This window comes from Streptomyces sp. SAI-170 (genome assembly GCF_049739565.1).
In the GTDB taxonomy this organism is placed as follows: domain Bacteria; phylum Actinomycetota; class Actinomycetes; order Streptomycetales; family Streptomycetaceae; genus Streptomyces.
Window position 1 is genome coordinate 7,814,022 of record NZ_JBMGQD010000001.1, and the last position, 20,320, is coordinate 7,834,341.

Here is a 20,320-nt window from a genome sequence, read left to right on the forward strand (position 1 = left end):
TCGACATGAACGCGATCGTCGGCAGCCACGACCTGCTCCTGGTCACCCTCGACACCCTGCGGTACGACGTCGCCGTCGAACTCGCCGCGGCGGGCCGCATCCCGAACCTGGCCCGGCATCTGCCGGGCGGACGCTGGGAGAAGCGGCACGCCCCCGGCAGCTTCACCTACGCCTCGCACCAGGCGATGTTCGCCGGCTTCCTGCCCACCCCAGCCGCCCCCGGCCGACACCCGCGCCTGTTCGCCGCGAGCTTCGCGGGCAGCGAGACCATGGCCGAGCGGACGTACGTCCACGACACCCCCGACTTCGTCTCCGCCCTCGCCGAGGACGGCTACCGCACGGTCTGCATCGGCGGTGTCGGCTTCTTCAACAAGCAGGGCCCGCTCGGCTCGGTGCTGCCCGGACTGTTCCAGGAGTCCCACTGGGAGCCGGAGTTCGGGGTCGCCTCGCCCACCTCCTTCGAGGCCCAGGTCGCCCGCGCGGAGGAGGTCGTACGCCGACTGCCCCGCGAACAGCGGCTGTTCCTGTTCGTCAACGTGGCCGCGCTGCACCAGCCCAACTGGTTCCACCTGCCCGGCGCCACCCGCGAGGCAGGCGACTCGCGCGAGACGCACGCCGCCGCGCTGGAGTACGTCGACCGGCACATCGGCCGCCTGTTCACGGCCGTGAGCGGCAGACGCCCCGCCTTCGCCATCGTCTGCTCCGACCACGGCACCGCCTACGGCGACGACGGCTACACCGGCCACCGCATCGGCCACGAGTCCGTGTGGACGGTGCCGTACGCCCACTTCTTCCTGGAAGCAGGGGCCGCCCGATGAATGCACCCGTCCGCCCCTACCAGAGCTACGTCTACGCCTACCCGCACAAGACCGCGTACCGGAAGCTGCCCGACCGCCCCCTGCTGCGCACGGAGTGGGAGGCGGAGCCGAAGGACGCCCTCTCCCTCTACCTCCACATCCCGTTCTGCGAGATCCGCTGCGGCTTCTGCAACCTCTTCACCCGCATCGGCGCCCCCGACGGCCTCACCGGCGCCTACCTCGACGCCCTCGACCGGCAGGCCACGGCCGTACGGGAGGCGCTGGGCGACACCGAGCTCGTGCGGTTCGCGACCGCGGCCTTCGGCGGCGGCACCCCCACCTTCCTCACCGCCGCCGAGCTGGAGCGGCTGTGCGACATCGCCGAGCAGTGCATGGGCGCCGACCTCAGGGCCGTACCCCTGTCCGTGGAGGCGTCGCCCGCCACCGCCACCGCCGACCGGCTCACCGTCCTCGCCGAGCGCGGCACCACCCGGCTCAGCCTGGGCGTGCAGAGCTTCGACGACACCGAGGCCCGGTCCGCCGTACGGCCCCAGCGCCGCGCCGACGTCGAGGCCGCGCTGGGCCGCGTCCGCGACAGCCGCATCCCCGTCCTGAACATCGACCTGATCTACGGCATCGACGGCCAGACCGAGGACAGCTGGCTGAAGTCCCTGGACGCGGCCCTCACCTGGCGGCCCGAGGAGCTGTACCTCTACCCGCTGTACATCCGCCCGCTGACCGGCCTCGGACGCCGCGCGGGCGAGCACGACCCGGCCTGGGACGTGCAGCGCCTGCGGCTGTACCGCCTCGGCCGCGACCACCTCCTCGCCCACGGCTACACCCAGCAGTCCATGCGCATGTTCCGCCGCGCCGACGCCCCGCCCCAGGGCGCCGACGACTACGCCTGCCAGACCGACGGCATGATCGGCCTGGGCTGCGGCGCCCGCTCCTACACGGCGGGACTGCACTACTCCTTCGACTACGCGGTCGGCATGCACGAGATACGCGGCATCATCGACGACTACGTCGCCCGCCCGGCCGCCGACTTCGCGCACGCGGAGTACGGCCGCCGGATGGACGCGGACGAGTCCCGGCGCCGACATCTGCTCCAGTCGCTGCTCCAGGCGGAGGGATTCCGGATCGCCGACTACCGCGAGCGGTTCGACCGTACGCCCCGGGACGACTTCGGCGCCGAACTCGAGCGGTTCGCCGAGCGCGGCTGGCTGATGGACAGCCCTGACGTACTGCGGCTGACCCCGGAGGGCCTGGCCCACTCCGACGCGATCGGACCCGAGCTGTTCTCCCCGGACGTCCGCGCGGCGATGTCCGCCTACGAGCGGAAGTGAGCGGCCCGCGATGGACCTGACCCTCCTCTACCGCGGCCCGCTGGCCTCCTGCGACTACGACTGCCCGTACTGCCCCTTCGCCAAGCGGCGCGACAGCCCGGAGCAGTTGCGCACCGACCGGGCCTGCCTGGAAAGGTTCGCCGACTGGGCGGCCGGGCAGACCGGTGACCGGCTGTCGGTGCTGTTCACGCCCTGGGGCGAGGGCCTGGTCCGCTCCTGGTACCGGCGCGCCCTCACCGAGCTGTCCCACCTCCCGCACATCCGCCGGGTGGCGATCCAGACCAACCTCAGCTGCCGCACCGACTGGCTCACCGACGCCGACCGCGACACCCTCGCCCTGTGGTGCACCTACCACCCGGGCCAGACACCGTACGACCGTTTCCGGGGCAAGTGCCGTGAACTCGCGCGGCAGGGCGTCCGGTTCAGCGTCGGCGTGGTCGGCCTGCCCGAGCACCTGGAGCACGCCCGCCGGCTGCGCGCCGACCTGCCGGAGCACGTGTATCTGTGGGTCAACGCCGCCGAAGGACACCTCTACGACGACGTGGAGGCCGGGACGTGGACCGACCTGGACCCCCTCTTCCCGTACAGCCGCCGCCCGCACACCAGCGCGGGCCTGCCCTGCCGTACGGGCGAGTCGGTGATCTCCGTCGACGGCGACGGCACGGTCCGCCGCTGCCACTTCGTCCGCGCCGAACTCGGCAACCTCTACGACGGCTCGTACCGCGAGGCGCTGCGCCCGCGCCCCTGCCCGCTGGCGGTCTGCGACTGCCACATCGGGTACGTCCATCTGGAGACGCTGCCGCTGTACGACGTGTTCGCGGGCGGCGTTCTCGAGCGGATACCCGCGGGCGCTCAGCTCCGCCAGCTGTAGCGCCGCTCCGGCCGCCCCGCAGCGCCGTAGCGCAGGGACACCTCGGCGCTGCCGGTGCTGTGGAAGTACTCCAGGTAACGGCGGGCGCTGACCCGGGAGACACCGGTGAGCCCCGCGCACTCGGTGGCGGACAGGGTGCCGTCGGCCCCGCGCAGGGCGCGCTCCACCAGGCCGGCGGTCTCGACGCTCATCCCCTTGGGCAGGACAGCGGCCGGCCCCGGCCCCGCCGGCGCCCCGGCCAGGACGCGGTCCACGTCGGCCTGGCTGCGCACCACGGCTGTCAGCAGCCGCCCGCGCTGGGCGGCGTACCGCTCAAGGCGTGTCCGCAGGTCCTCGAACGCGAACGGCTTGAGGAGGTAGTCGACCACGCCGTGCCGCACCGCGCCGCGCACCGCCTCGGCCTCGCGCGCGGCGCTGACGACCATGACGTCGCAGTCGTGCCCGGCGGTGCGCAGCCGCGGGATGACGTCGAGCCCGAATCCGTCCGGCAGATACAGGTCGAGCAGCACCAGGTCCGGGCGCAGCGCGTCGACCGCGGCCACGGCCTCCTCACCGTTGCCCGCCGAACCAACGACCCGGAACGGCCCGACGCGCTCCACATAGGCGCGGTGCACCCGCGCCACCATGAAGTCGTCGTCGACCACGAGGACGTCGATGTCCTGCTGCTGCACTGTCGTCCCTCCCACCGGCACGACATCGGGCACCTCCGCTGCCGGACCGCCCCATCATGGCGCCGGCCTGCGGGGAAGGAAAGGGACGTGCCACACCCGCGGGTGACCGCAATGACCACAACCTCCGTTGCCGACGCAAGGCAGACACCCGCCGACGGCGTGGGCACCATGTGGGCCACATCACGCCCCCCACGGGATCCCCCCTTTCCGTAAAGACACCGACAGGTGGTGGCACTCGTGCGCCTTCGCACCCCTCTGGCCCTGCTCGGGGCCGCCCTGCTCGTCCTGCTGGGACCACCGCTGTTGACCGCCGGCAGCGGTGCCGAGTCGGGCACCCGCATCCCGGGCCTGCGCTTCATGGTCCCCAACACGCCCGGCGGCGGCTACGACATCACGGCCCGTACGGCGGCCAAGAACGCCGAGGACGCCGGGCTGACCCCCGGCATCGAGGTGTTCAACCTGCCCGGCGCGGGCGGCACGGTGGGCCTGGCCCGGCTGGTGAGCGAGCACGGCAACGGCAAGCTCGCGATGTCGATGGGCCTCGGCGTGGTCGGTGCCGTCCGCTCCAACCACGCGCCCAAGACCCTCGCCGACACCACGCCCATCGCCCGGCTCACCGAGGAGCAGGACGTCGTGGTGGTCGCCAAGGACTCCCCGTACCGCACCATCGGCGACCTCGTCGACGCCTGGAAGGCGAACCCCGGCAAGCTCCCCGTCGGTGGCGGCTCCTCCCCGGGCGGCCCCGACCATCTCGCGCCCATGCTGATGGCCCAGGCGGCCGGGATCTCCCCGAAGCAGGTCAACTACATCCCCTTCGACGGCGGCGGCGAGCTGCTCGCCTCGATCCTCGGCAACAAGGTCGCCTTCGGCGTCTCCGGGGTCGGCGAGTACCTCGACCAGATCCGCGCCGGCGAGCTGCGCCTCCTCGCGGTGACCGGCCCCCAGCGCGTCCCCGGGCTGGACGCGCCCACGCTGAAGGAGTCCGGCTACGACGTGACGTTCACCAACTGGCGCGGCATCGTCGCCCCGCCCGGCCTGTCCGACGCCGAGCGCGACAAGCTCACCCGCCTGATCGAGGAGCTGCACGCCTCGCCGCAGTGGCAGCAGTCCCTGAAGCGGAACGGCTGGGACGACGCCTTCCTGAGCGGCGAGAGGTTCGGCGCGTTCCTGGACGCCCAGGACAAGCGCGTGGTCTCCGTACTGAAGGAGCTGGGACTGTGACGACACAGACCACCGACACTCCCCCCGCCGTCGCCGGCGGAAACTGGTGGCGCGAGCACTCCGAACTCGGCGTCTGCGCCATGCTGCTGGCGCTCGGCGTCCTGGTCCTGACCGATGCGCTGACCATGGACGTGGACATCGCCCAGCGCGGTCCGGTCGGCCCGAAGACCGTGCCGGTCGTCGTCGGCGCGGGCCTGCTCGTGATCGCCGCGCTGCTCGCGCTCGACGTGCTGCGCGGTGGCCGCGGCCAGGCGGAGGGCGGCGAGGACATCGACCTGTCCGAGCCCGCCGACTGGCGCACGGTCCTGCTGCTGGCCGGGGTGTTCCTCGGCGCGGCCGTGCTGATCGAGCCGCTCGGCTTCCCGGCCGCGGGCGCGCTGCTGTTCTGGGGCGCGGCGTACGCCCTCGGCAGCCGCCGGACCGACCGGGACCCGTTGATCGCGGCCGTGCTGTCCCTGGTCACCTACGCCGTCTTCGACAAGCTGCTCGGAGTGCCGCTGCCCGGCGGCCCGCTGATGGGAGTGCTGTGACATGAACGCCCTGAACTCCCTCCTCGACGGCTTCGGCACGGCGCTCACCCCCCTGAACCTGCTCTGGGCCGCGATCGGCGTGCTCCTCGGCACCGCGATCGGTGTCCTGCCCGGCATCGGCCCCGCGATGGCGGTGGCGCTGCTGCTGCCGGTGACGTACGGACTGGACCCGATCGGCGCGTTCATCATGTTCGCCGGCATCTACTACGGCGCCATGTTCGGCGGTTCGACGACCTCCATCCTGCTCAACACGCCCGGCGAGAGCGCCGCCGTGGTCGCGGCGATGGAGGGCAATCCGATGGCGAAGTCGGGGCGGGGCGCGCAGGCCCTCGCCGCCGCGGCCATCGGCCACTTCGCGGGCGGCATGGTCGGCACGCTGCTGCTGGTCGCGCTCGCACCGACGGTCGCCGACCTCGCGGTCGACATCGGCGCGCCCGACTACTTCGCCCTGATGGTCCTGGCGTTCATCGCCGTGACCTCCGTCCTCGGCTCCTCCCGCATCCGTGGCCTCGCCTCCCTGTTCATCGGCCTCACCCTCGGCCTGGTCGGCCTGGACCAGATGACGGGCCAGCAGCGCCTGACCTTCGGCTCGCTGCAACTGGCCGACGGCATCGACGTGGTGATCGTGGCGGTGAGCCTGTTCGCCATCGGTGAGGCGCTGTGGGTGGCGGCCCACCTCCAGCGCCGCCCGGCCGAGCCGATCCCGGTGGGGCGGCCGTGGCTCGGCCGCGAGGACGTGCGGCGCACCTGGAAGTCCTGGCTGCGCGGTCCGTTCATCGGCTTCCCGTTCGGCGCGATCCCGGCGGGCGGCGCGGAGATCCCCACCTTCCTGTCGTACGTGACCGAGAAGCGCCTGTCGAAGCACAAGGACGAGTGGGGCAAGGGCGCCATCGAGGGCGTGGCCGGACCGGAGTCGGCGGCCTCCGCCTCCGCGGCGGGCACCTTGGTGTCGATGCTGACCCTGGGCCTGCCGACCACGGCGGTCGCCGCCGTCATGCTGGCCGCCTTCCAGCAGTACGGCATCCAGCCCGGCCCCCTGCTCTTCGAGCGCGAGCCCGACCTGGTCTGGGGCCTGATCGCCTCCCTCTTCGTCGGCATGGTGCTGCTGCTCGCGCTCAACCTCCCGCTGGCCCCGCTGTGGGCGAAGCTGCTGCGCATCCCGCGCCCGTACCTCTACGCGGGCATCCTCTTCTTCGCGGCGGTCGGCGCCTACGCCGTCGGCGGCGAGGTCGTGGACCTGGTGATCCTCCTGGTCATCGGCCTGATCGGCTTCGGCATGCGCCGCTACGGCCTGCCCGTCCTGCCCGCCGTCCTCGGCGTCATCCTCGGCCCGAACGCCGAGCAACAACTGCGCCGGGCACTCCAGATCAGCGACGGGAGCGTCTCGGGGCTGGTGAACACGCCGTTCGCGGTCACGGTGTACGGGGTGATCGCGGTGGTGCTGGTGTGGCCGCTGGGGAAGAGGGTCGTTGCCGCACGTCGTCGCCGCACGTAGTAGGTGATTCGATTACTCAACTTTATGAGTAGCATGGGTGCTCGCTCGCGGTAAGCGGTAAGCGGAGTGAGGACGGACGCGGAAGGCGGCACCCATGACCTGCACGCGGTACGTCGCCCTCGGGGACAGCCAGACCGAGGGCGTGGGCGACGGCGACGACGTCACGGGGCTGCGCGGCTGGGCCGACCGCCTCGCCGAACGGCTCGACCGGACCAGCCCCGGGCTCCTCTACGCCAACCTGGCCGTCCGGGGCCGTCTGGCCGGCCAGGTCCGCGCCGAGCAGCTCGCCCCGGCCCTGGCCCTGCGTCCGGACCTGGCCACCGTCGTCGCCGGGGTCAACGACCTGCTGCGGCCCCGCTTCGACGCGGACGAGGTCGCCGGGCACCTGGAGGCGATGTTCGCCGCGCTCACCGCCCAGGGCGCCCGGGTCGCCACGCTGACCTTCCCGGACCCGGCACGGATCAGCCCCCTCGCCCGAAGGCTCGGCCCGCGGGTGACGGCGCTCAACGACCGGGTGCGCGAGGCCGCCCGGCGCCATGGCGTCATCGTCGCCGACACCGCCGAGCAGCCCGTCGTCGCCGACCCGCGTCTGTGGAGCACCGACCGGCTGCACGCGAGCCCGCTGGGCCACGACCGCATCGCCGCCGCGATGGCGCACGCCCTGGACCTGCCCGGCAGCGACGCCCGCTGGGCCGACCCGCTGTCGCCGGCGGCACCTGTCCGCGCCGGGTGGCGGACGGTCGGCACCGAGCTGCGCTGGACGGCCTCCTTCCTCGGCCCCTGGCTGGGCCGACGGCTGCGGGGCCGCTCCTCGGGGGACGGACGCGCGGCGAAACGGCCGGCGCTGCTGCCCGTGACGCCGGCCTGAACGCCGTATGCCCGCCCTGCCGTACGGCCTCGCCGCGCTCGACGACTCCCCGCGCTTGCGCCGACAGAGGGCGGCGGGGCAGGGTTCGGGCGTGGCCACCTTGTTGATCGTCCATCACACGCCCTCGCCCAACTGCCAGGCGATGTTCGAAGCCGTCGTCGCCGGTGCCACGGCGCCGGAGATCGAGGGAGTCACCGTCGTACGCCGGGCGGCGCTGGCCGCCACCGTCTCCGACGTGCTCGAAGCCGATGCCTACCTGCTGGGGACGCCGGCGAACCTGGGCTACATGTCCGGCGCGCTGAAGCATTTCTTCGACCAGGTGTACTACCCCTGCCTCGACGAGACACGCGGCCGCCCCTTCGGCTACTACGTCCACGGCGGCAACGACGTCACGGGTGCCGTGCGGGGCATCGAGGCCGTCACCACGGGCCTCGGCTGGCGGCGCACGGCGGAAGCGGTGACCGTGACCGGCGAGCCGTCGAAGACGGACGTCGAGGCGTGCTGGGAACTCGGCGCCACCGTGGCCGCGGGCCTGATGGACTGACCCCCTCACCTCCGACGTCCCTCGCCGACCGCGCGGAGGCCGAGGTCACCCTTCTGCGCTGGGCGGCGGGACCGGGCGGGCGCGTCTAGTGTGAGCCCCATGTACGCGACGCGGATGTCCCGGTACGTCGAGGCGTCGCCCGGTGCCGTCTACCGGGCGCTGCTGGACGCGGACGCGGTCGGCCGCTGGCGGGTGCCGGACGGCATGACGAGCCGGGTGCACACGTTCGACGCCCGGGAGGGTGGCGCGTTCCGGGTGTCGCTGACGTACGAACAGCCCGACGCCGTCGGCAAGTCGGGCGCGCACACCGACACCTACCACGGGCGGTTCGTACGGCTCGTGCCGGACCGGCTGGTGGTGGAGGAGCTCGCGTTCGAGACCGACGATCCGGATCTGCGCGGCACGATGACCATGACGACCACGCTCACCGCCAAGGAGGGCGGGACCGAGGTCGTCATGGTGCACGAGGGCGTCCCGGACGCGGTGCCGCGCGCCGACAACGAGACCGGCACGCGCATGGCGCTCGCCAGGCTCGCCGCGCTGGTCGAGGGCTGACGGCTCAGTCGACCCGGTGCACCAGCTGGCTGCTCAGCTCGTACCGGGCGCCCACCACGGCGAGCCGGCCCGCCGTGATCCTCTCCGCGAGGTCGGGCTGAGCGGCGAGCCGTGACCGTACGAGCCGGACCTGCGCGTCGATCGTGGCGTCGATGCGCGCGTCGCCGTCCACGCTGTGATCGACGGCCGGGCGTATCTGGTCCGCCAGGTACTGGATGTGGTCCGGCAGCGGCTCCCCGGTCCGGTCCGCCTCCACGGCGGCGCGCACCGCCCCGCAGGACTGATGGCCCAGCACCACGACCAGGGGTATCGCCAGCTCCAGAACCCCGTAGGCCACACTGCCGAGCACGGCCTCGTCCAGCACCTCGCCCGCCGAGCGCACGGTGAGCAGATCGCCGAGCCCCTGGTCGAACACCAGCTCCGGCGGCACCCGCGAGTCCACACAGCCGAGCACGAGCGCGAACGGGTGCTGACCGGTCGTCAACGCCCTGCGCACCGCGGGCGTCTCGTCCGGATGCCGCTCCCGGTACGTCTGCCAGCGCAGATTGCCCGCGGCCAGTGCCCGCAGCGCCTCGGCGGGGGTGGAGGGCCGCGGCTGCGCGGGCCCGGGCCCGGCGGCCACCGCGGGCGCGGCCCCGGCCGCCAGGACGGCGGCCCCGGTCAGACCGGCCCACAGGAGCGCGCGCCGGGCGGGCGGAAGGACAGGGGCGGCGGGGGAGTCGGCATGTGACGTCACGACGAACGAACGTACGACGGTCCCGGGGGCTGCTTGTCTCTCCTTGCCGAATGCTGATCAGGGGTTGAACCGCTCTTGGGCGGATCGTTTCCCCGGGAATACCCGCGAGTAGGTGCGGCGGCCGGTGAGCGGGTCAGGCCAGGGTGGTCAGGGCCGTGGTCGCGAAGGAGTGGTCCTGCTCGGGGGCGCCGCCGCCCACGCCGAGGGCGCCGATGAGGCGGCCGTCCCGGTGGACGGGGATACCGCCGGCGATGAACAGCAGGGGCCGGTCGAGGGCGGTGGGCAGGCTGTGGAAGGGGCCGTCCGGCTTGACCGCGTCGACGAGGTCGGCGGTCGGGGCGTTGAGCTGCAGGGCGGTGTAGGCCTTGCGGGTGCTGGTCTCGCCGGAGATGAGGACGGCCCGGTCGTCGCGGCGGAAGGCCAGCAGGTGCCCGCCGGCGTCCAGCACGGTGATGCTGACCGCGACCCCCGCCGCCTCGGCGGCCCGGCGGGCGGCGGAGACGAGGGCCTCCGCGTCGGCGGTGGTCAGCGGGGTGACAGCGGTGGTGGTGCTCATGAGGTGATGACTCCATTGCTGATTGCGTGCGGCGCTTACAAGCGAAGACAATAGTTGCACACGCGGGATACATGCAAACGCCACTAGGTGTCCTGGCGTTCTGGGCCGCTGCCTGTGAGTGGTTTGCTTCTGCCTGTGGTGGAGTACGACAAGCGCGGCGGTACGCCGAGTCTGGATCTGTTGCTGACCTTCCTGGAGATCTACCGGGCGGGTTCCCTCTCCGCGGCGGCCCAGCGGCTGGGTGTGACCCAGCCGGCCGTCACCGGGCAGCTCGCCCGGCTGGAGGAGCAGGTCGGCGAGCGGCTGTTCCTGCGGACGCACAAGGGCGTCACTCCGACGCAGCGAGCGGCCGTTCTCGCCTCGCGGATCGGCGTCCATGTGGACGGACTGCGCGGTGCCCTGGCACCGGAGGGCGCCGAACCGGTGCTGGGCGGCACCGTACGAGTGGGCGGGGCGGCGGAACTGATGACCCTGCGGGTGATGCCGGTCCTGGCCGACCTCGGCAGGCGCGGCGTACATGTCCAGGTGACCCTCGGCCTCGCCGACGACCTGCTGTCCCAGCTGGCGTCCGGCGCCCTCGACCTGGTGGTCTCCGCGGTGCGGCCCGCCCACGGCGGCGTCCTCGCGATGCCGCTCGTGGACGAGGAGTTCCTGCTGGTCGCCGCTCCGGCACTGGCCCACACCGTCGACGCCGAACGGCTCGCCGCCGACCCACCGGCGGCCCTGGCGCACCTGCCGCTGGTCGCCTACGCCGACGAGCTGCCGATCGTACGCCGGTACTGGCGCAGCGAGTTCGGCCGACGGCCCGCCAACCCGGTGGCCATGGTCGTGCCCGACCTGCGCGCTGTGCTGGCCGCGGTGGTGGCGGGCGCGGGCGTCTCCGTCCTGCCGCGCTACATCGCCGCCCCGGCCCTGGCCGCCGGTGACATCGTCCAGCTGCACCACCCGGAGGCGGCCCCGCTGAACACCCTCTACCTCGCCGTCCGGCGGGGCGCCCCCGTCGGACCGGCGCTCGCCGCGCTGCGCGACCGGCTCCAGCGGGCGGCGCGGGACTGGAACGGTCTGTAGCCGCCGGTGTCTGTTCCCGGAGGTCCCGCTCGGCTATAAGCATGCTTATAGCCGAGCGGGGGCGCCTGGATGATCCCTGATGGATTCTGGCGTTGTCCAGCACACCGCGGAACCGCCGCGGAGCAGGTGGCCCGGCCACCTCGATCGGGAAGAACAGGCAAGTCGATGTCGAAGATTCTGATGGTCCTCTCCGGAGCCGACACCCTGGAGCTGGCCGACGGTTCCACCCACCCCACCGGTTACTGGGCGGAGGAGGTCGCCGCCTCCCACCAGGTCCTCACCTCGGCCGGCGTCGACGTCGTGATCGCCACGCCGGGCGGCGTGCGCCCCACGGTGGACGCCCTCAGCCTGAGCGAGCGCGGCGGAGTCGCCCCGGCCGAGGCCGAGCGTCACCGCGCCTACCTGGACGGCATCGCCGACCGGCTGGACGCCCCGCTCGCGCTGGCCGACGTACACACCGCCGACTACGACGCGATCTACCTCCCCGGAGGTCACGCGCCGATGGCCGACCTCGCCCAGGACGCCGATCTGGGGCGGCTGCTCGGTGAGTTCGCCGCGCAGGACAAGGTCGTCGCGGCCCTGTGCCACGGCGTCGCCGGACTGCTGAGCGCCCGTACCGCCGACGGCGGCTTCGCCTTCGCGGGCCGCTCCCTGACCTCGTTCACCGACGAGGAGGAGCGCCAGGGCGGACTGGGCGAGAACACGCCGTACTTCGTGGAGAGCCGGCTGCGCGAGCGCGGCGCCGTCGTCGAGACGGGCCCCGCGTGGAGCGACACCGTCATCACCGACGGCACCCTCGTCACCGGGCAGAACCCGCAGTCCAGCACGTCCACCGCGCAGGCCGTCCTCAAGGCGGTCGCCGACCGCTGAGCAGGACAGGTCCACACCAGCGAGCCCGTGGGCGAAGGCGTCGTCAGACGTCCTTCGCCCACTGGCTTTTCCGCTGGTCAAAGGCCTTGCGGCGAGCCTTTGCGAGGGAGGCGGACAGCGCTCGGAGATCGCGTTGTCAGTGGTCGCCGGTAAGTTCGTTCGTGTTCCCGCCGGAAGGTGTCGGCACGCGATATCTCGCGTGCTCATGAGGCGTGCGCTGCAAAGGAGATGATGCGTTGTCCGACTGGGAGAAGTCGAGCACGGCCCGGGTGGTCCGCCCCGCCCGGCCGCGCAAGCTCGCCAAGGTGCCGTTCGTCGAACTGGCCGACGGACGACTGCAGGGCGTGGTGTCCAGCGGCTCGGACATCGAGCGGGTCTACGTGTCCTCCGTCGCCGCGGGGACGTACGCCTTCGCGTGCAGCACCAACAACAACCGCCCCTGCGGCGGCGCCCGCGGCTCGTTCTGCAACCACATCCGGGCGCTGATCAACGAGGCCGTGCTCCAGTACGGCGGTGACCGCGTCGCCCGCTATCTGCGCGTGGACCTCGCCGACGACGAGCCCGGCGCGGTGTCCCTCGCGTCCGCCATGAGCGCCACGCGCCCCGCGGCGGCCGACGGCAAGGCCGCCGCGGCTCCCGTCTTCAGCCGCTTCCTGCGCCACCTCGCCTACCTCGAACTCGCCCCGGGCACCGGGCCGTTGCCGGAGATGCAGTGGTTCGCGCCGACCCGGTCCCAGGTCGAGACGGATGTACAGGGCGTGGCCACCGGTCTCCTCGCCGAACCGATCGCAGGGCTCGACGAGGCTCTCGCGGCCGTCGACGCCTTCGACCGCGCGCTGAGCGAGGGCCTGCTCAGGCCCCGCCCCGACCGCGCCGCCGATCTGACCGCGCTCGCCGACGCCCTCGCGGGCACGCCGCTGGCCGCCCGGGTCGCGGAGGCGGCCGACAAGGCGGCCGCCGGAGCCGCGAGCGAGGACCACCTCCTCGCGCTCGCCGCCGCCCGCACCGCCCTGCTGGGCTCCGCCCACGACGCACTGGCCGCGCGCATCGCGGAGCTGACCGGCCGCACCCCGCAGCACGCCGACGGCCCGTCCGCACCGGGTGCGGGCCAGGCGCCCAACCTCCTGGTGGCCGCCCGGTCCTGGCTCGCCGACCTGGCCCGCACCGGCTGGCAGGGCATCGACCACGACCTCGTCTCCGGGGCGGCCCAGATCGTCTCCGCGATGCTCCCGGACACCTCGCTGCGCCGCCTGGCCACCCTTCTCGACGGCCTCGCCGCCGAACTCGCCGCCTCCTGCCCCGGCACCGCCCTCGAGCACATCCCGGCACGCCGCTGGGGCGACCTGTGGGCGCGCGCCCTGCTGCTCACCGTGCCCGGCGCCATCGACGCGCCCGCCTCCGGCACCGCCACCGGACGCCTGCTGCCTCTCGGCGTCGACCTGCACGAACACGCCACCGCAGTACAGGCGCAGGTGCACGCGGTCCTGGAACCCGCCGACGGGGGAACGCCCCGCCTGGTGCGCGCCTCCGTCTCCGTGCCCAAGCCGGACACCGTCGTCGAGGCGGGCGTCTGGCAGCTGCTGCGGCCCCATATGTCGCTGCTCGCGGCCGTCGGCGAGGGCCGCGCCATGGAGCTCGACGGCATGCCGGTCACCGCCGAGGGCGACCTGATCTGGAACGAGGAGCAGGCGCGCCCCGGCGAGCCGGCCGACGCGTTCGCCACCGCCCGCGTGGCCCTTTCCTCCGCGACCCTCCCGGCCGCCGCACCCCTGGACCGGCACCCGGCAGGCCTCGCCGTCCCCGTCTTCCTGGAGGGCTACGCCACCCGCCAGGACGGCGACACCACCGTGTTCGACCTGCCCTCGGGGCCGCTCGCCGTCGACACCGACCGCATCCCGACCGCCGGACCGCTCACCCCCGAGTCCGTCGCCGCCTCCAGCGCCTGCGTCGCACTGCTGCGCTGGGACGCCGGGACGTTCACCGTGCAGCCGCTCGCCGTCGAGACGACCGTACGCAAGAAGACCGTCGCCCTGCACGCCGGTGCCTGGGCCGGCGGCACCACCGACAAGGCCGGCGTCAAGGCCGAGAAGGCCGCCACCGACGCCGTCAAGGTGCTGCGCGAGCGCGCCGGAAGGCTGCTGCGGAAATGACCGAACCCACACGGGAAGCCACCGCTTCCGAACCCACACGGGAAGCCACCGCTTCCGACTCCGACGTCAACCGCCGCCAAGCCCTCTACTGGCGGCTCCTCGCCCGCCTCTTCGACCAGGAGGAGCAGCCGGCCCTGGAGTCCGCGAGCCTCGCCGTCGTCGAGGACATCGGCCTGCCGGCCGCGCTGCTCGACCCGCAGACCTCGGTCGACTCCCTCGTGCAGCGCCACCCCGAACTGGCCGCCGAGTTCGACGGCCTGATGGTCCCCGAGGACGGGGACGAGGACCGGGACCGCGCCGCCGAGGTGCGCCGCGCGGCCCTGGTGTCGAAGGTGCTGCTGAACGTCTTCGCCCAGGGCTCCGGCACCGTCACCGCCGGCCAACTCTCCCGCTGGCAGTCGGACGCCGCCTGGCTGGAGCGCGCCCTCGGCTGCAAGCCCGGCGAACTGCGGGGCGGCCGAGCCGCGGCACAGGGACCTGGCGTGAGCGGTGGCGCCGGAGCGGGTGTCAGCCCCACCGGCACCGGAGACAACCGCCACACCCCCGACCTGAGCCGGCTGATCCCCGAGACCGGCCCCGAACTCGGCGCCATCGAGGCCGACCTGGTCAAGCGCATGCACCTGCGCGAGGTCCTCGCCGACCCGCAGCTCGCCGCGAAGCTCACCCCGAGCATGTCGCTGATCGAACAGCTGCTGCGCGACAAGAACAACCTCTCCGGCGTCGCCCTCGCCAACGCCAAGGCGCTGATCCGGCGCTTCGTCGACGAGGTCGCCCAAGTCCTGCGCACCCAGGTCGAGAAGAGCACCGTCGGCGCCCTGGACCGCTCCGTGCCGCCCAAGCGGGTCTTCCGCAACCTCGACCTCGACCGCACCATCTGGAAGAACCTCACCAACTGGAGCCCCGAGGAGGAGCGGCTCTACGTCGACCGCCTCTACTACCGGCACACCGCGCGCAGGACGACACCTCAGCGGCTGATCGTGGTCGTCGACCAGTCGGGCTCGATGGTCGACTCGATGGTCAACTGCACCATCCTGGCGTCCATCTTCGCCGGACTGCCCAAGGTCGACGTCCACCTCATCGCCTACGACACGCAGGCGCTCGACCTCACGCCCTGGGTGCACGACCCGTTCGAGACGCTGCTGCGCACCCAGCTCGGCGGCGGCACCGACGGCACGGTCGCCATGGCCCTCGCCCAGCCGAAGGTCGCCGAATCGCGCAACACCGTCGTGGTGTGGATCTCCGACTTCTACGAGTGGCGCGGCGAGCAGCTCTTCGCGTCCATGTCCGCCCTGCACCGCTCGGGCGTGAAGTTCATCCCCGTCGGCTCGGTGACCAGCTCCGGCCGCGGCAGCGTCAACCCCTGGTTCCGCGAGCGGTTCAAGGACCAGGGCACCCCGGTGATCTCCGGACACATACGCAAGCTCGTCCACGAGCTCAAGACGTTCCTCGCCTGACACCTTCCGAGAAAGGCCTACGACATGTCCGACCTGCTGCGCGCCCCCGCCGAGATCAAGTACGCCGAGGAGCTGGACTGGCTGGAGTCGATCGACGACAACCCCAAGCCGTTCTCCTGGCGGCTGTCGCCGAAGATGGTCCGCCTGTTCATCCTCGGCTCCGAACGCGCCGACGGCCTGGACCGCGAGATCCCGCAGAAGTGGTTCGGTGACCGCAGCTTCGTCGAGCGGTCCATCGTCACCCTCGCCTCCGACCGGGGCCTGCTGCTCATCGGGGACCCCGGCACCGGCAAGAGCTGGCTCGCGGAACTGCTCGCCGCCGCGATCTGCCGTAACTCCACACTGGTGGTGCAGGGCACCGCGGGCACCACCGAGGACCACATCAAGTACTCGTGGAACGTGTCCATGGTCATCGCCAAGGGCCAGTCCCGCGAGTCGATGATCCCCTCCCCGATCATGACCGCCATGGAGGGCGGCGCCATCGGCCGCTTCGAGGAGCTCACCCGCTCCACCAGCGACGTCCAGGACGCGCTCATCTCGATCCTGTCCGAGAAGTACATCTCCGTGCCCGAACTCGACAGCGACAACATCGTGTTCGCCAAGCCCGGCTTCTCGATCATCGCCACCGCCAACAGCCGCGACCGGGGCGTCAACGACCTGTCGTCCGCGCTGAAGCGCCGTTTCAACTTCGTCCGCATCCCCGTGGTCGGCAACAAGAAGGCCGAGGCGGAGATCGTCCGCTTCCGCACCGAGGAACTGCTGCGCCGCCACCAGATCGAACTGGACGTGCCGCCCACCCTGCTGGACGTGCTGCTGCAGAGCTTCGCCGACCTGCGCGCCTCCGCCGCGGCGGCCGGCAGCGACGACGAGAAGCTGGAGTCCGCCCTGTCCACCGCAGAACAGATCGGCGTCCTCGAGGACGCCATCCTGCACAGCAACTTCTTCGGCGAGCGCACCCTCACCGCCCACACCCTCGCCTCCTCCCTCGTCGGCTCCCTCGCCCGGCGCGAGCCCGAGGACCTCGCCATCCTCAACAAGTACCTGCACGGCGTGATCGAGCCGCGCAGCAAGGAAGAGGGCGGCTCCTGGCCGGAGTTCCTCGAGGGCGGCCGCGACGCGATCGCGACCCTGTCATGAGCGAAGCCACCTTCACCGGGCTGCGCGCCCAACTCGAAGAGGCCGCCAAGACGTTCGCCGACGGCCCGCGCGCCCTGGAGGGCATCCTCCTGGGCATGGTCGACGACGTCGACCGGGCGGTCCGCGAACCCCTGGAGATCTTCCCCGTCTGCCACCACTCGCCCGCCTCCGCCCTCGCCATGGCCCGCCGGCTGCGCGAGAAGCAGCCCAAGGTGGTCTACCTGGAGCTGTGCGAGGACATGGCCCCGCTGCTCACCGAGCTGCGCAACTGCCGGCTGCCGGTGGCGGTGCAGGCCTTCGCCAGCGACATCGACGGCTTCCCCGCCGACTGGGCGCCGCTGTCGGTCGTCGCCCCCGTCACCGAGGCCTCCGCCGAGTACCAGGCCATCGCCTACGCGCTGGACACGCCGGGCGTCGAACTCGTCCTGGTCGACCGCTCCTCCGACCATGTCTTCCAGTGGCGCGAGCCCGAGGAGGACACGGCCGAAGCGGACACCCCGGCCGAGGAGGAGGCCGCGCTGCACGGCGACGCCGTCGGCGTGGAGATCGGCGACCTCCGACCCCGGTTCGCCGAACTGGAGGAGCATCTGCTGCGGCACGGCAAGGTGCGGCACTGGTCGGAGTGGTGGCACCAGTACGTCGAGCTGCCCCTCGGCGACAGCGACCACGACACCTACCGGCAGGTGATGTTCCTCATCGGAAGCCTCTTCCGCCGCCTCGCACCCGGTGACACCCGGCGGGTCCGGATCGACGAGGACCGCGAGCGCTACATGTGGACCCGGATGCGCGAGCACCTCGCCGCCACCGGCACCGACCCCGCCGACTGCCTCTACGTCTGCGGCGCGTTCCACGCGGCCAGCCGGGTCGAGGAGTTCGGTGTCCACGGCAGCGACACCTTCGAGATCGGCCCGCGCACCGGCACCACCTGGCAGTACGGACTGATCCCGTCCAGCCACGCGGCGATCGAGGCCCAGTTCGGCCTCGCCGCCGGCTCGGTGTCCATCGCGGCCACCGAGTGGGCGAAGAACCTCAAGCGCACCCGCGTGAAGCCGTACCGCCTGGCCGGGCAGGCGGGGACGAAGAAGCAGGCGAAGGCCACGCCTCCCGCCCCGGTGCCGGACACCCCGCCCGCCGACCGGCTGACCGGCTTCCTGCAACGCCCGCCCGTGCTCGACTCCCTCGACGAGGCCGAACTCCTCGGCTGGTCGGTGGAGATCGTGCGCGCCGCCCGCCGCAACGGCTACCTCGCCTCGACCGCCGACGCCATCGCCGTCTTCGAGACGTCCATCCTGCTGGCCGGGATGCGCGACCGGGCCAAGCCGACGCCGTACGACTTCCAGGACGCGGCCGTCACCTGCATCGAGAAGGACAGCGTGCCCGGGCGGCGCGACGTCCGCAGGCTCGTCGAGATCATGATGGGCGGCGACCGCGTCGGCCAGGTCGGCTACGACGCCCTGCCGCCCCTCGCCCGGGACGTCCACGACCGGCTCGCCCCGCTGAACCTCAAGCTCCAGCAGCGCGGCGTCCAGCGGGCCCTGCTCGACATCGCCTCGCAGCCGGAGCTGGAGAAGTGCTCCGACGTGCTGTGGATGCTGAAGTACCTGATGCCGCACGGCGCCGCCCGCCCGATCATGGGCGAACGGCGGCTCGGCGAGAGACCCATCCAGGAGTCCTGGGACCTCGCCCTCGGCACCCACCAGCGGGCCCTCATCGAGCTCGGCTACGAGGGCGTCAGCATCGAGCAGGTCCTGGAGCAGCGCCTGCGTCGCACGGCCTACGACCCCAAGGCCACCACCGCGACCGTGCTCCAGGCCGTCGAGGACGCCGTCCTCCATCTGCGCAGCCGCCGCCTCGCGGACGAACTCGGCACCCGCGCCCTGGAGGTGCTGGCGGCCGAGCGCAGCGTCGACGGCGCGCCCGAGGTGCTGCGCCGGGTGCGCAGACTGCTGGCGTACTACCGCACCAGCGAGCCGACCCTGCCCGGCTGGATCGAGGCCTTCGTCAAGACCGGCTACGCCCACTACTGCACGCTGCTGCCGACGGCGTTCACCGACGAGGACGCCACCGTCCGCCAGGTCGCGGCCATGCTCGGCTTCCTGTTCAGCATGGAGAGCCTGGCGCTGTCTCTCGGCTGCGACCGCACCCAGCTCGAGCTGGCCGTCGCCCAGTCGCACCCACAGGAACCGGACCGCACAGCCCTGCTGTGGGCGGCCCAGACCCACCTGGGCCGGCTCTCCCGCGCCGAACTGCGCGCCCGCTGTGCCGAGCTGCTGGGCAACCCCCTGGTCGTGCCCGCCTACCCGCGCTACCTCAGCGGGTTCCTGCACGCCCTGGAGCCGGTGCCGCAGCTCACCGACTTCGTCGTGGAAGCCGTCTCCAGCGCCTTCGCCGAGCTTCCCGACCCGGTGCTGCTGCCCTGGCTGCCGACCCTGATCACCACCCTGCGGTCGGGCGGCGCCGACCTCGCCCCGCTGCTCATACGCGAGGCCGGGCGGATCTACCCCGGACGCCTGGAGGCCCTGGACACCTGGGTGCCGCCGTGGCGGACGGAGGCGCAGCAGGCCCCCGCGTCGCAGAGGCTCCGGACGGGCGGCGTGGCGCTCCTCGCGGCCCACCCCGCGACCTGCGACGCCCTCGCCGGACTGCTCGGCTGCGAGGGGACCTGGGAGACGGCGGCCCCGAGGGGCGTGGCCCTGCTCGACCGCCACCCGCGGACGGCGACCGAGCTGGAGGCGCTGCTGGCCGGACGACCCTGACCGATCCCACCGGCCCCCGGCCCGGCATACTCGGTGCCACCGTTGCCGAGTCGGGGGAGCCGGAGTGGGGGAGACATGGGTCGCGCTGGTCGTCGCCGTGGTCGGCGTCGCGGGCACGCTGGGGGCCGCGCAGCTGACACAGAGCCGTGCCGACCGCACCAAGCGGCTCGAACTGGAGGCGCTGGCCCGGCAGCAGCGCGAGGAGCGTGAACACGCCGAGCGGGTACGGCGGTCCGAGGCCGCCGAGGCCCGGCGCCGCGAGCGGCTGGAGCTGCGCCGTACCTGCTACATCGGCCTCAACACGGCCTTCCGGCAGTACCAGACCGCGCAGATCAACCTGGTGCACGCCCTGCGCTCCGGAGACAGGGACGCCGTCGAGGAGTGCGCGGAGCAGCTGGAGGAGAGCCGTGGCGTCCAGCGCGAGAGCTACGCCGAGGCGCAGATGATCACGCCGGACCGGGTGATGAGCACGGTGAGTGCGGCCGGCCATCAGCTCGGTCGCGGCTACGGCACCCTCAAGGGGTTCCTCGAGCAGTTCCGCGACGACACCTCGCCCGCGCCGGACGTGGCCGTCCTCGACGAGTTCGCGGCCGTGGAGGTCGAGACGGCCTGGGCGCTGCTGTCCGACCTGCGCAAGGCACTCCGCCGAGACCTGGGCGTGGACGCCTCCGACGACGAGTGAGGGGCTCGCCCGC

The 20,320-nt window shown here is 72.7% G+C and carries 19 protein-coding genes and 1 pseudogene; 17 read left to right on the forward strand and 3 right to left on the reverse strand.

Going from position 1 to position 20,320, the window contains the following annotated elements:
- Positions 1-5: 5 nt before the first annotated feature.
- Genes RKD23_RS35080 through RKD23_RS35090 form a run of 3 tightly spaced genes read left to right on the forward strand, consistent with a single transcriptional unit; the run spans position 6 to position 3,014 of the window.
- Positions 6-818 (forward strand): STM4013/SEN3800 family hydrolase, encoded by an 813-nt coding sequence (locus tag RKD23_RS35080; protein WP_424858404.1) that lies wholly within the window; start codon positions 6-8, stop codon positions 816-818.
- A complete protein-coding gene (locus RKD23_RS35085) occupies positions 815-2,143 on the forward strand; it encodes an STM4012 family radical SAM protein (RefSeq protein ID WP_424857379.1) in 1,329 nt (442 codons plus the stop codon). Before RKD23_RS35080 ends, RKD23_RS35085 begins: the two co-directional genes overlap by 4 nt.
- Before the next feature lie 10 nt (positions 2,144-2,153).
- A complete protein-coding gene (locus RKD23_RS35090) occupies positions 2,154-3,014 on the forward strand; it encodes an STM4011 family radical SAM protein (RefSeq protein WP_424857380.1) in 861 nt (286 codons plus the stop codon).
- On the opposite strand, the gene RKD23_RS35095 is transcribed toward RKD23_RS35090, so the two are convergent.
- Positions 2,996-3,685: a response regulator gene (locus tag RKD23_RS35095; protein ID WP_424857381.1), complete on the reverse strand. Its 690-nt coding sequence runs from the start codon at positions 3,683-3,685 to the stop codon at positions 2,996-2,998. The two genes, RKD23_RS35090 and RKD23_RS35095, sit on opposite strands and share 19 nt — an antisense overlap.
- 237 nt (positions 3,686-3,922) lie before the next feature.
- Here RKD23_RS35095 and RKD23_RS35100 point away from each other — a divergent pair, with 237 nt between their 5' ends.
- The 6 genes from RKD23_RS35100 to RKD23_RS35125 all read left to right on the forward strand — a co-directional run bounded on the left by RKD23_RS35100 (position 3,923) and on the right by RKD23_RS35125 (position 8,898).
- The gene (locus RKD23_RS35100; protein WP_424857382.1) at positions 3,923-4,906 is read left to right on the forward strand and encodes a Bug family tripartite tricarboxylate transporter substrate binding protein; all 984 of its coding nucleotides are present in this window, start codon (positions 3,923-3,925) and stop codon (positions 4,904-4,906) included.
- Positions 4,903-5,436, forward strand: a complete 534-nt coding sequence (locus tag RKD23_RS35105; RefSeq protein WP_424857383.1) for a tripartite tricarboxylate transporter TctB family protein — start codon at positions 4,903-4,905, stop codon at positions 5,434-5,436. The genes RKD23_RS35100 and RKD23_RS35105 overlap by 4 nt, the downstream gene beginning before the upstream one ends.
- A gap of 1 nt (position 5,437) precedes the next feature.
- Positions 5,438-6,931 carry a tripartite tricarboxylate transporter permease gene (locus tag RKD23_RS35110; protein WP_424857384.1) on the forward strand — a complete coding sequence of 498 codons (1,494 nt, stop codon included), beginning with the start codon at positions 5,438-5,440 and terminating at the stop codon, positions 6,929-6,931.
- 94 nt (positions 6,932-7,025) lie between these two features.
- Complete coding sequence (locus RKD23_RS35115; protein ID WP_424857385.1) at positions 7,026-7,799, forward strand: SGNH/GDSL hydrolase family protein; 774 nt, start codon at positions 7,026-7,028, stop codon at positions 7,797-7,799.
- 91 nt (positions 7,800-7,890) lie between these two features.
- Positions 7,891-8,343, forward strand: coding sequence for a flavodoxin family protein (locus RKD23_RS35120; protein ID WP_424857386.1), 453 nt, complete (start codon positions 7,891-7,893; stop codon positions 8,341-8,343).
- 99 nt (positions 8,344-8,442) lie between these two features.
- Positions 8,443-8,898, forward strand: a complete 456-nt coding sequence (locus RKD23_RS35125; RefSeq protein WP_424857387.1) for an SRPBCC domain-containing protein — start codon at positions 8,443-8,445, stop codon at positions 8,896-8,898.
- Positions 8,899-8,902: 4 nt separating this feature from the next.
- On the opposite strand, the gene RKD23_RS35130 is transcribed toward RKD23_RS35125, so the two are convergent.
- Positions 8,903-9,634: a carbonic anhydrase gene (locus tag RKD23_RS35130; RefSeq protein ID WP_424857388.1), complete on the reverse strand. Its 732-nt coding sequence runs from the start codon at positions 9,632-9,634 to the stop codon at positions 8,903-8,905.
- Between the two features lie 133 nt (positions 9,635-9,767).
- Positions 9,768-10,190 (reverse strand): GlcG/HbpS family heme-binding protein, encoded by a 423-nt coding sequence (locus tag RKD23_RS35135; RefSeq protein ID WP_424857389.1) that lies wholly within the window; start codon positions 10,188-10,190, stop codon positions 9,768-9,770.
- A 135-nt stretch (positions 10,191-10,325) separates the two neighbouring features.
- Between RKD23_RS35135 and RKD23_RS35140 the strand changes: the two genes are divergently transcribed.
- The 8 genes and pseudogenes from RKD23_RS35140 (at position 10,326) to RKD23_RS35175 (ending at position 20,307) form a co-directional block, all read left to right on the forward strand.
- Positions 10,326-11,258, forward strand: coding sequence for a LysR family transcriptional regulator (locus tag RKD23_RS35140; RefSeq protein WP_424857390.1), 933 nt, complete (start codon positions 10,326-10,328; stop codon positions 11,256-11,258).
- 165 nt (positions 11,259-11,423) lie between these two features.
- Positions 11,424-12,128 (forward strand): type 1 glutamine amidotransferase domain-containing protein, encoded by a 705-nt coding sequence (locus tag RKD23_RS35145; RefSeq protein WP_424857392.1) that lies wholly within the window; start codon positions 11,424-11,426, stop codon positions 12,126-12,128.
- A 236-nt stretch (positions 12,129-12,364) separates the two neighbouring features.
- Positions 12,365-12,862: pseudogene (locus tag RKD23_RS35150) on the forward strand (hypothetical protein); the annotation flags it as partial.
- Positions 12,836-14,278, forward strand: coding sequence for a hypothetical protein (locus RKD23_RS35155; RefSeq protein ID WP_424858405.1), 1,443 nt, complete (start codon positions 12,836-12,838; stop codon positions 14,276-14,278). The pseudogene RKD23_RS35150 and the gene RKD23_RS35155, both read left to right, overlap by 27 nt.
- On the forward strand, positions 14,275-15,732 hold the full coding sequence (locus RKD23_RS35160; protein ID WP_424857393.1) for a vWA domain-containing protein: 1,458 nt from the start codon (positions 14,275-14,277) through the stop codon (positions 15,730-15,732). The genes RKD23_RS35155 and RKD23_RS35160 overlap by 4 nt, the downstream gene beginning before the upstream one ends.
- Before the next feature lie 24 nt (positions 15,733-15,756).
- Positions 15,757-16,869 carry an ATP-binding protein gene (locus RKD23_RS35165; protein WP_424857394.1) on the forward strand — a complete coding sequence of 371 codons (1,113 nt, stop codon included), beginning with the start codon at positions 15,757-15,759 and terminating at the stop codon, positions 16,867-16,869.
- Positions 16,866-19,625, forward strand: a complete 2,760-nt coding sequence (locus RKD23_RS35170) for a hypothetical protein (RefSeq protein WP_424857395.1) — start codon at positions 16,866-16,868, stop codon at positions 19,623-19,625. Before RKD23_RS35165 ends, RKD23_RS35170 begins: the two co-directional genes overlap by 4 nt.
- Before the next feature lie 64 nt (positions 19,626-19,689).
- Positions 19,690-20,307 (forward strand): hypothetical protein, encoded by a 618-nt coding sequence (locus RKD23_RS35175; protein ID WP_424857396.1) that lies wholly within the window; start codon positions 19,690-19,692, stop codon positions 20,305-20,307.
- Positions 20,308-20,320 lie beyond the last annotated feature (13 nt).

What these genes read in the sequence shown, in the direction of transcription:
- RKD23_RS35080 (WP_424858404.1), top strand. Translation starts at nt 6, where the DNA reads ATGAACGCGATCGTCGGCAGCCACGACCTGCTCCTGGTCACCCTCGAC.
- RKD23_RS35085 (WP_424857379.1), top strand. Translation starts at nt 815, where the DNA reads ATGAATGCACCCGTCCGCCCCTACCAGAGCTACGTCTACGCCTACCCG.
- RKD23_RS35090 (WP_424857380.1), top strand. Translation starts at nt 2,154, where the DNA reads ATGGACCTGACCCTCCTCTACCGCGGCCCGCTGGCCTCCTGCGACTAC.
- RKD23_RS35110 (WP_424857384.1), top strand. Translation starts at nt 5,438, where the DNA reads ATGAACGCCCTGAACTCCCTCCTCGACGGCTTCGGCACGGCGCTCACC.
- RKD23_RS35115 (WP_424857385.1), top strand. Translation starts at nt 7,026, where the DNA reads ATGACCTGCACGCGGTACGTCGCCCTCGGGGACAGCCAGACCGAGGGC.
- RKD23_RS35125 (WP_424857387.1), top strand. Translation starts at nt 8,443, where the DNA reads ATGTACGCGACGCGGATGTCCCGGTACGTCGAGGCGTCGCCCGGTGCC.
- RKD23_RS35135 (WP_424857389.1), bottom strand. Translation starts at nt 10,190, where the DNA reads ATGAGCACCACCACCGCTGTCACCCCGCTGACCACCGCCGACGCGGAG.
- RKD23_RS35145 (WP_424857392.1), top strand. Translation starts at nt 11,424, where the DNA reads ATGTCGAAGATTCTGATGGTCCTCTCCGGAGCCGACACCCTGGAGCTG.
- RKD23_RS35155 (WP_424858405.1), top strand. Translation starts at nt 12,836, where the DNA reads ATGCAGTGGTTCGCGCCGACCCGGTCCCAGGTCGAGACGGATGTACAG.
- RKD23_RS35160 (WP_424857393.1), top strand. Translation starts at nt 14,275, where the DNA reads ATGACCGAACCCACACGGGAAGCCACCGCTTCCGAACCCACACGGGAA.
- RKD23_RS35165 (WP_424857394.1), top strand. Translation starts at nt 15,757, where the DNA reads ATGTCCGACCTGCTGCGCGCCCCCGCCGAGATCAAGTACGCCGAGGAG.
- RKD23_RS35170 (WP_424857395.1), top strand. Translation starts at nt 16,866, where the DNA reads ATGAGCGAAGCCACCTTCACCGGGCTGCGCGCCCAACTCGAAGAGGCC.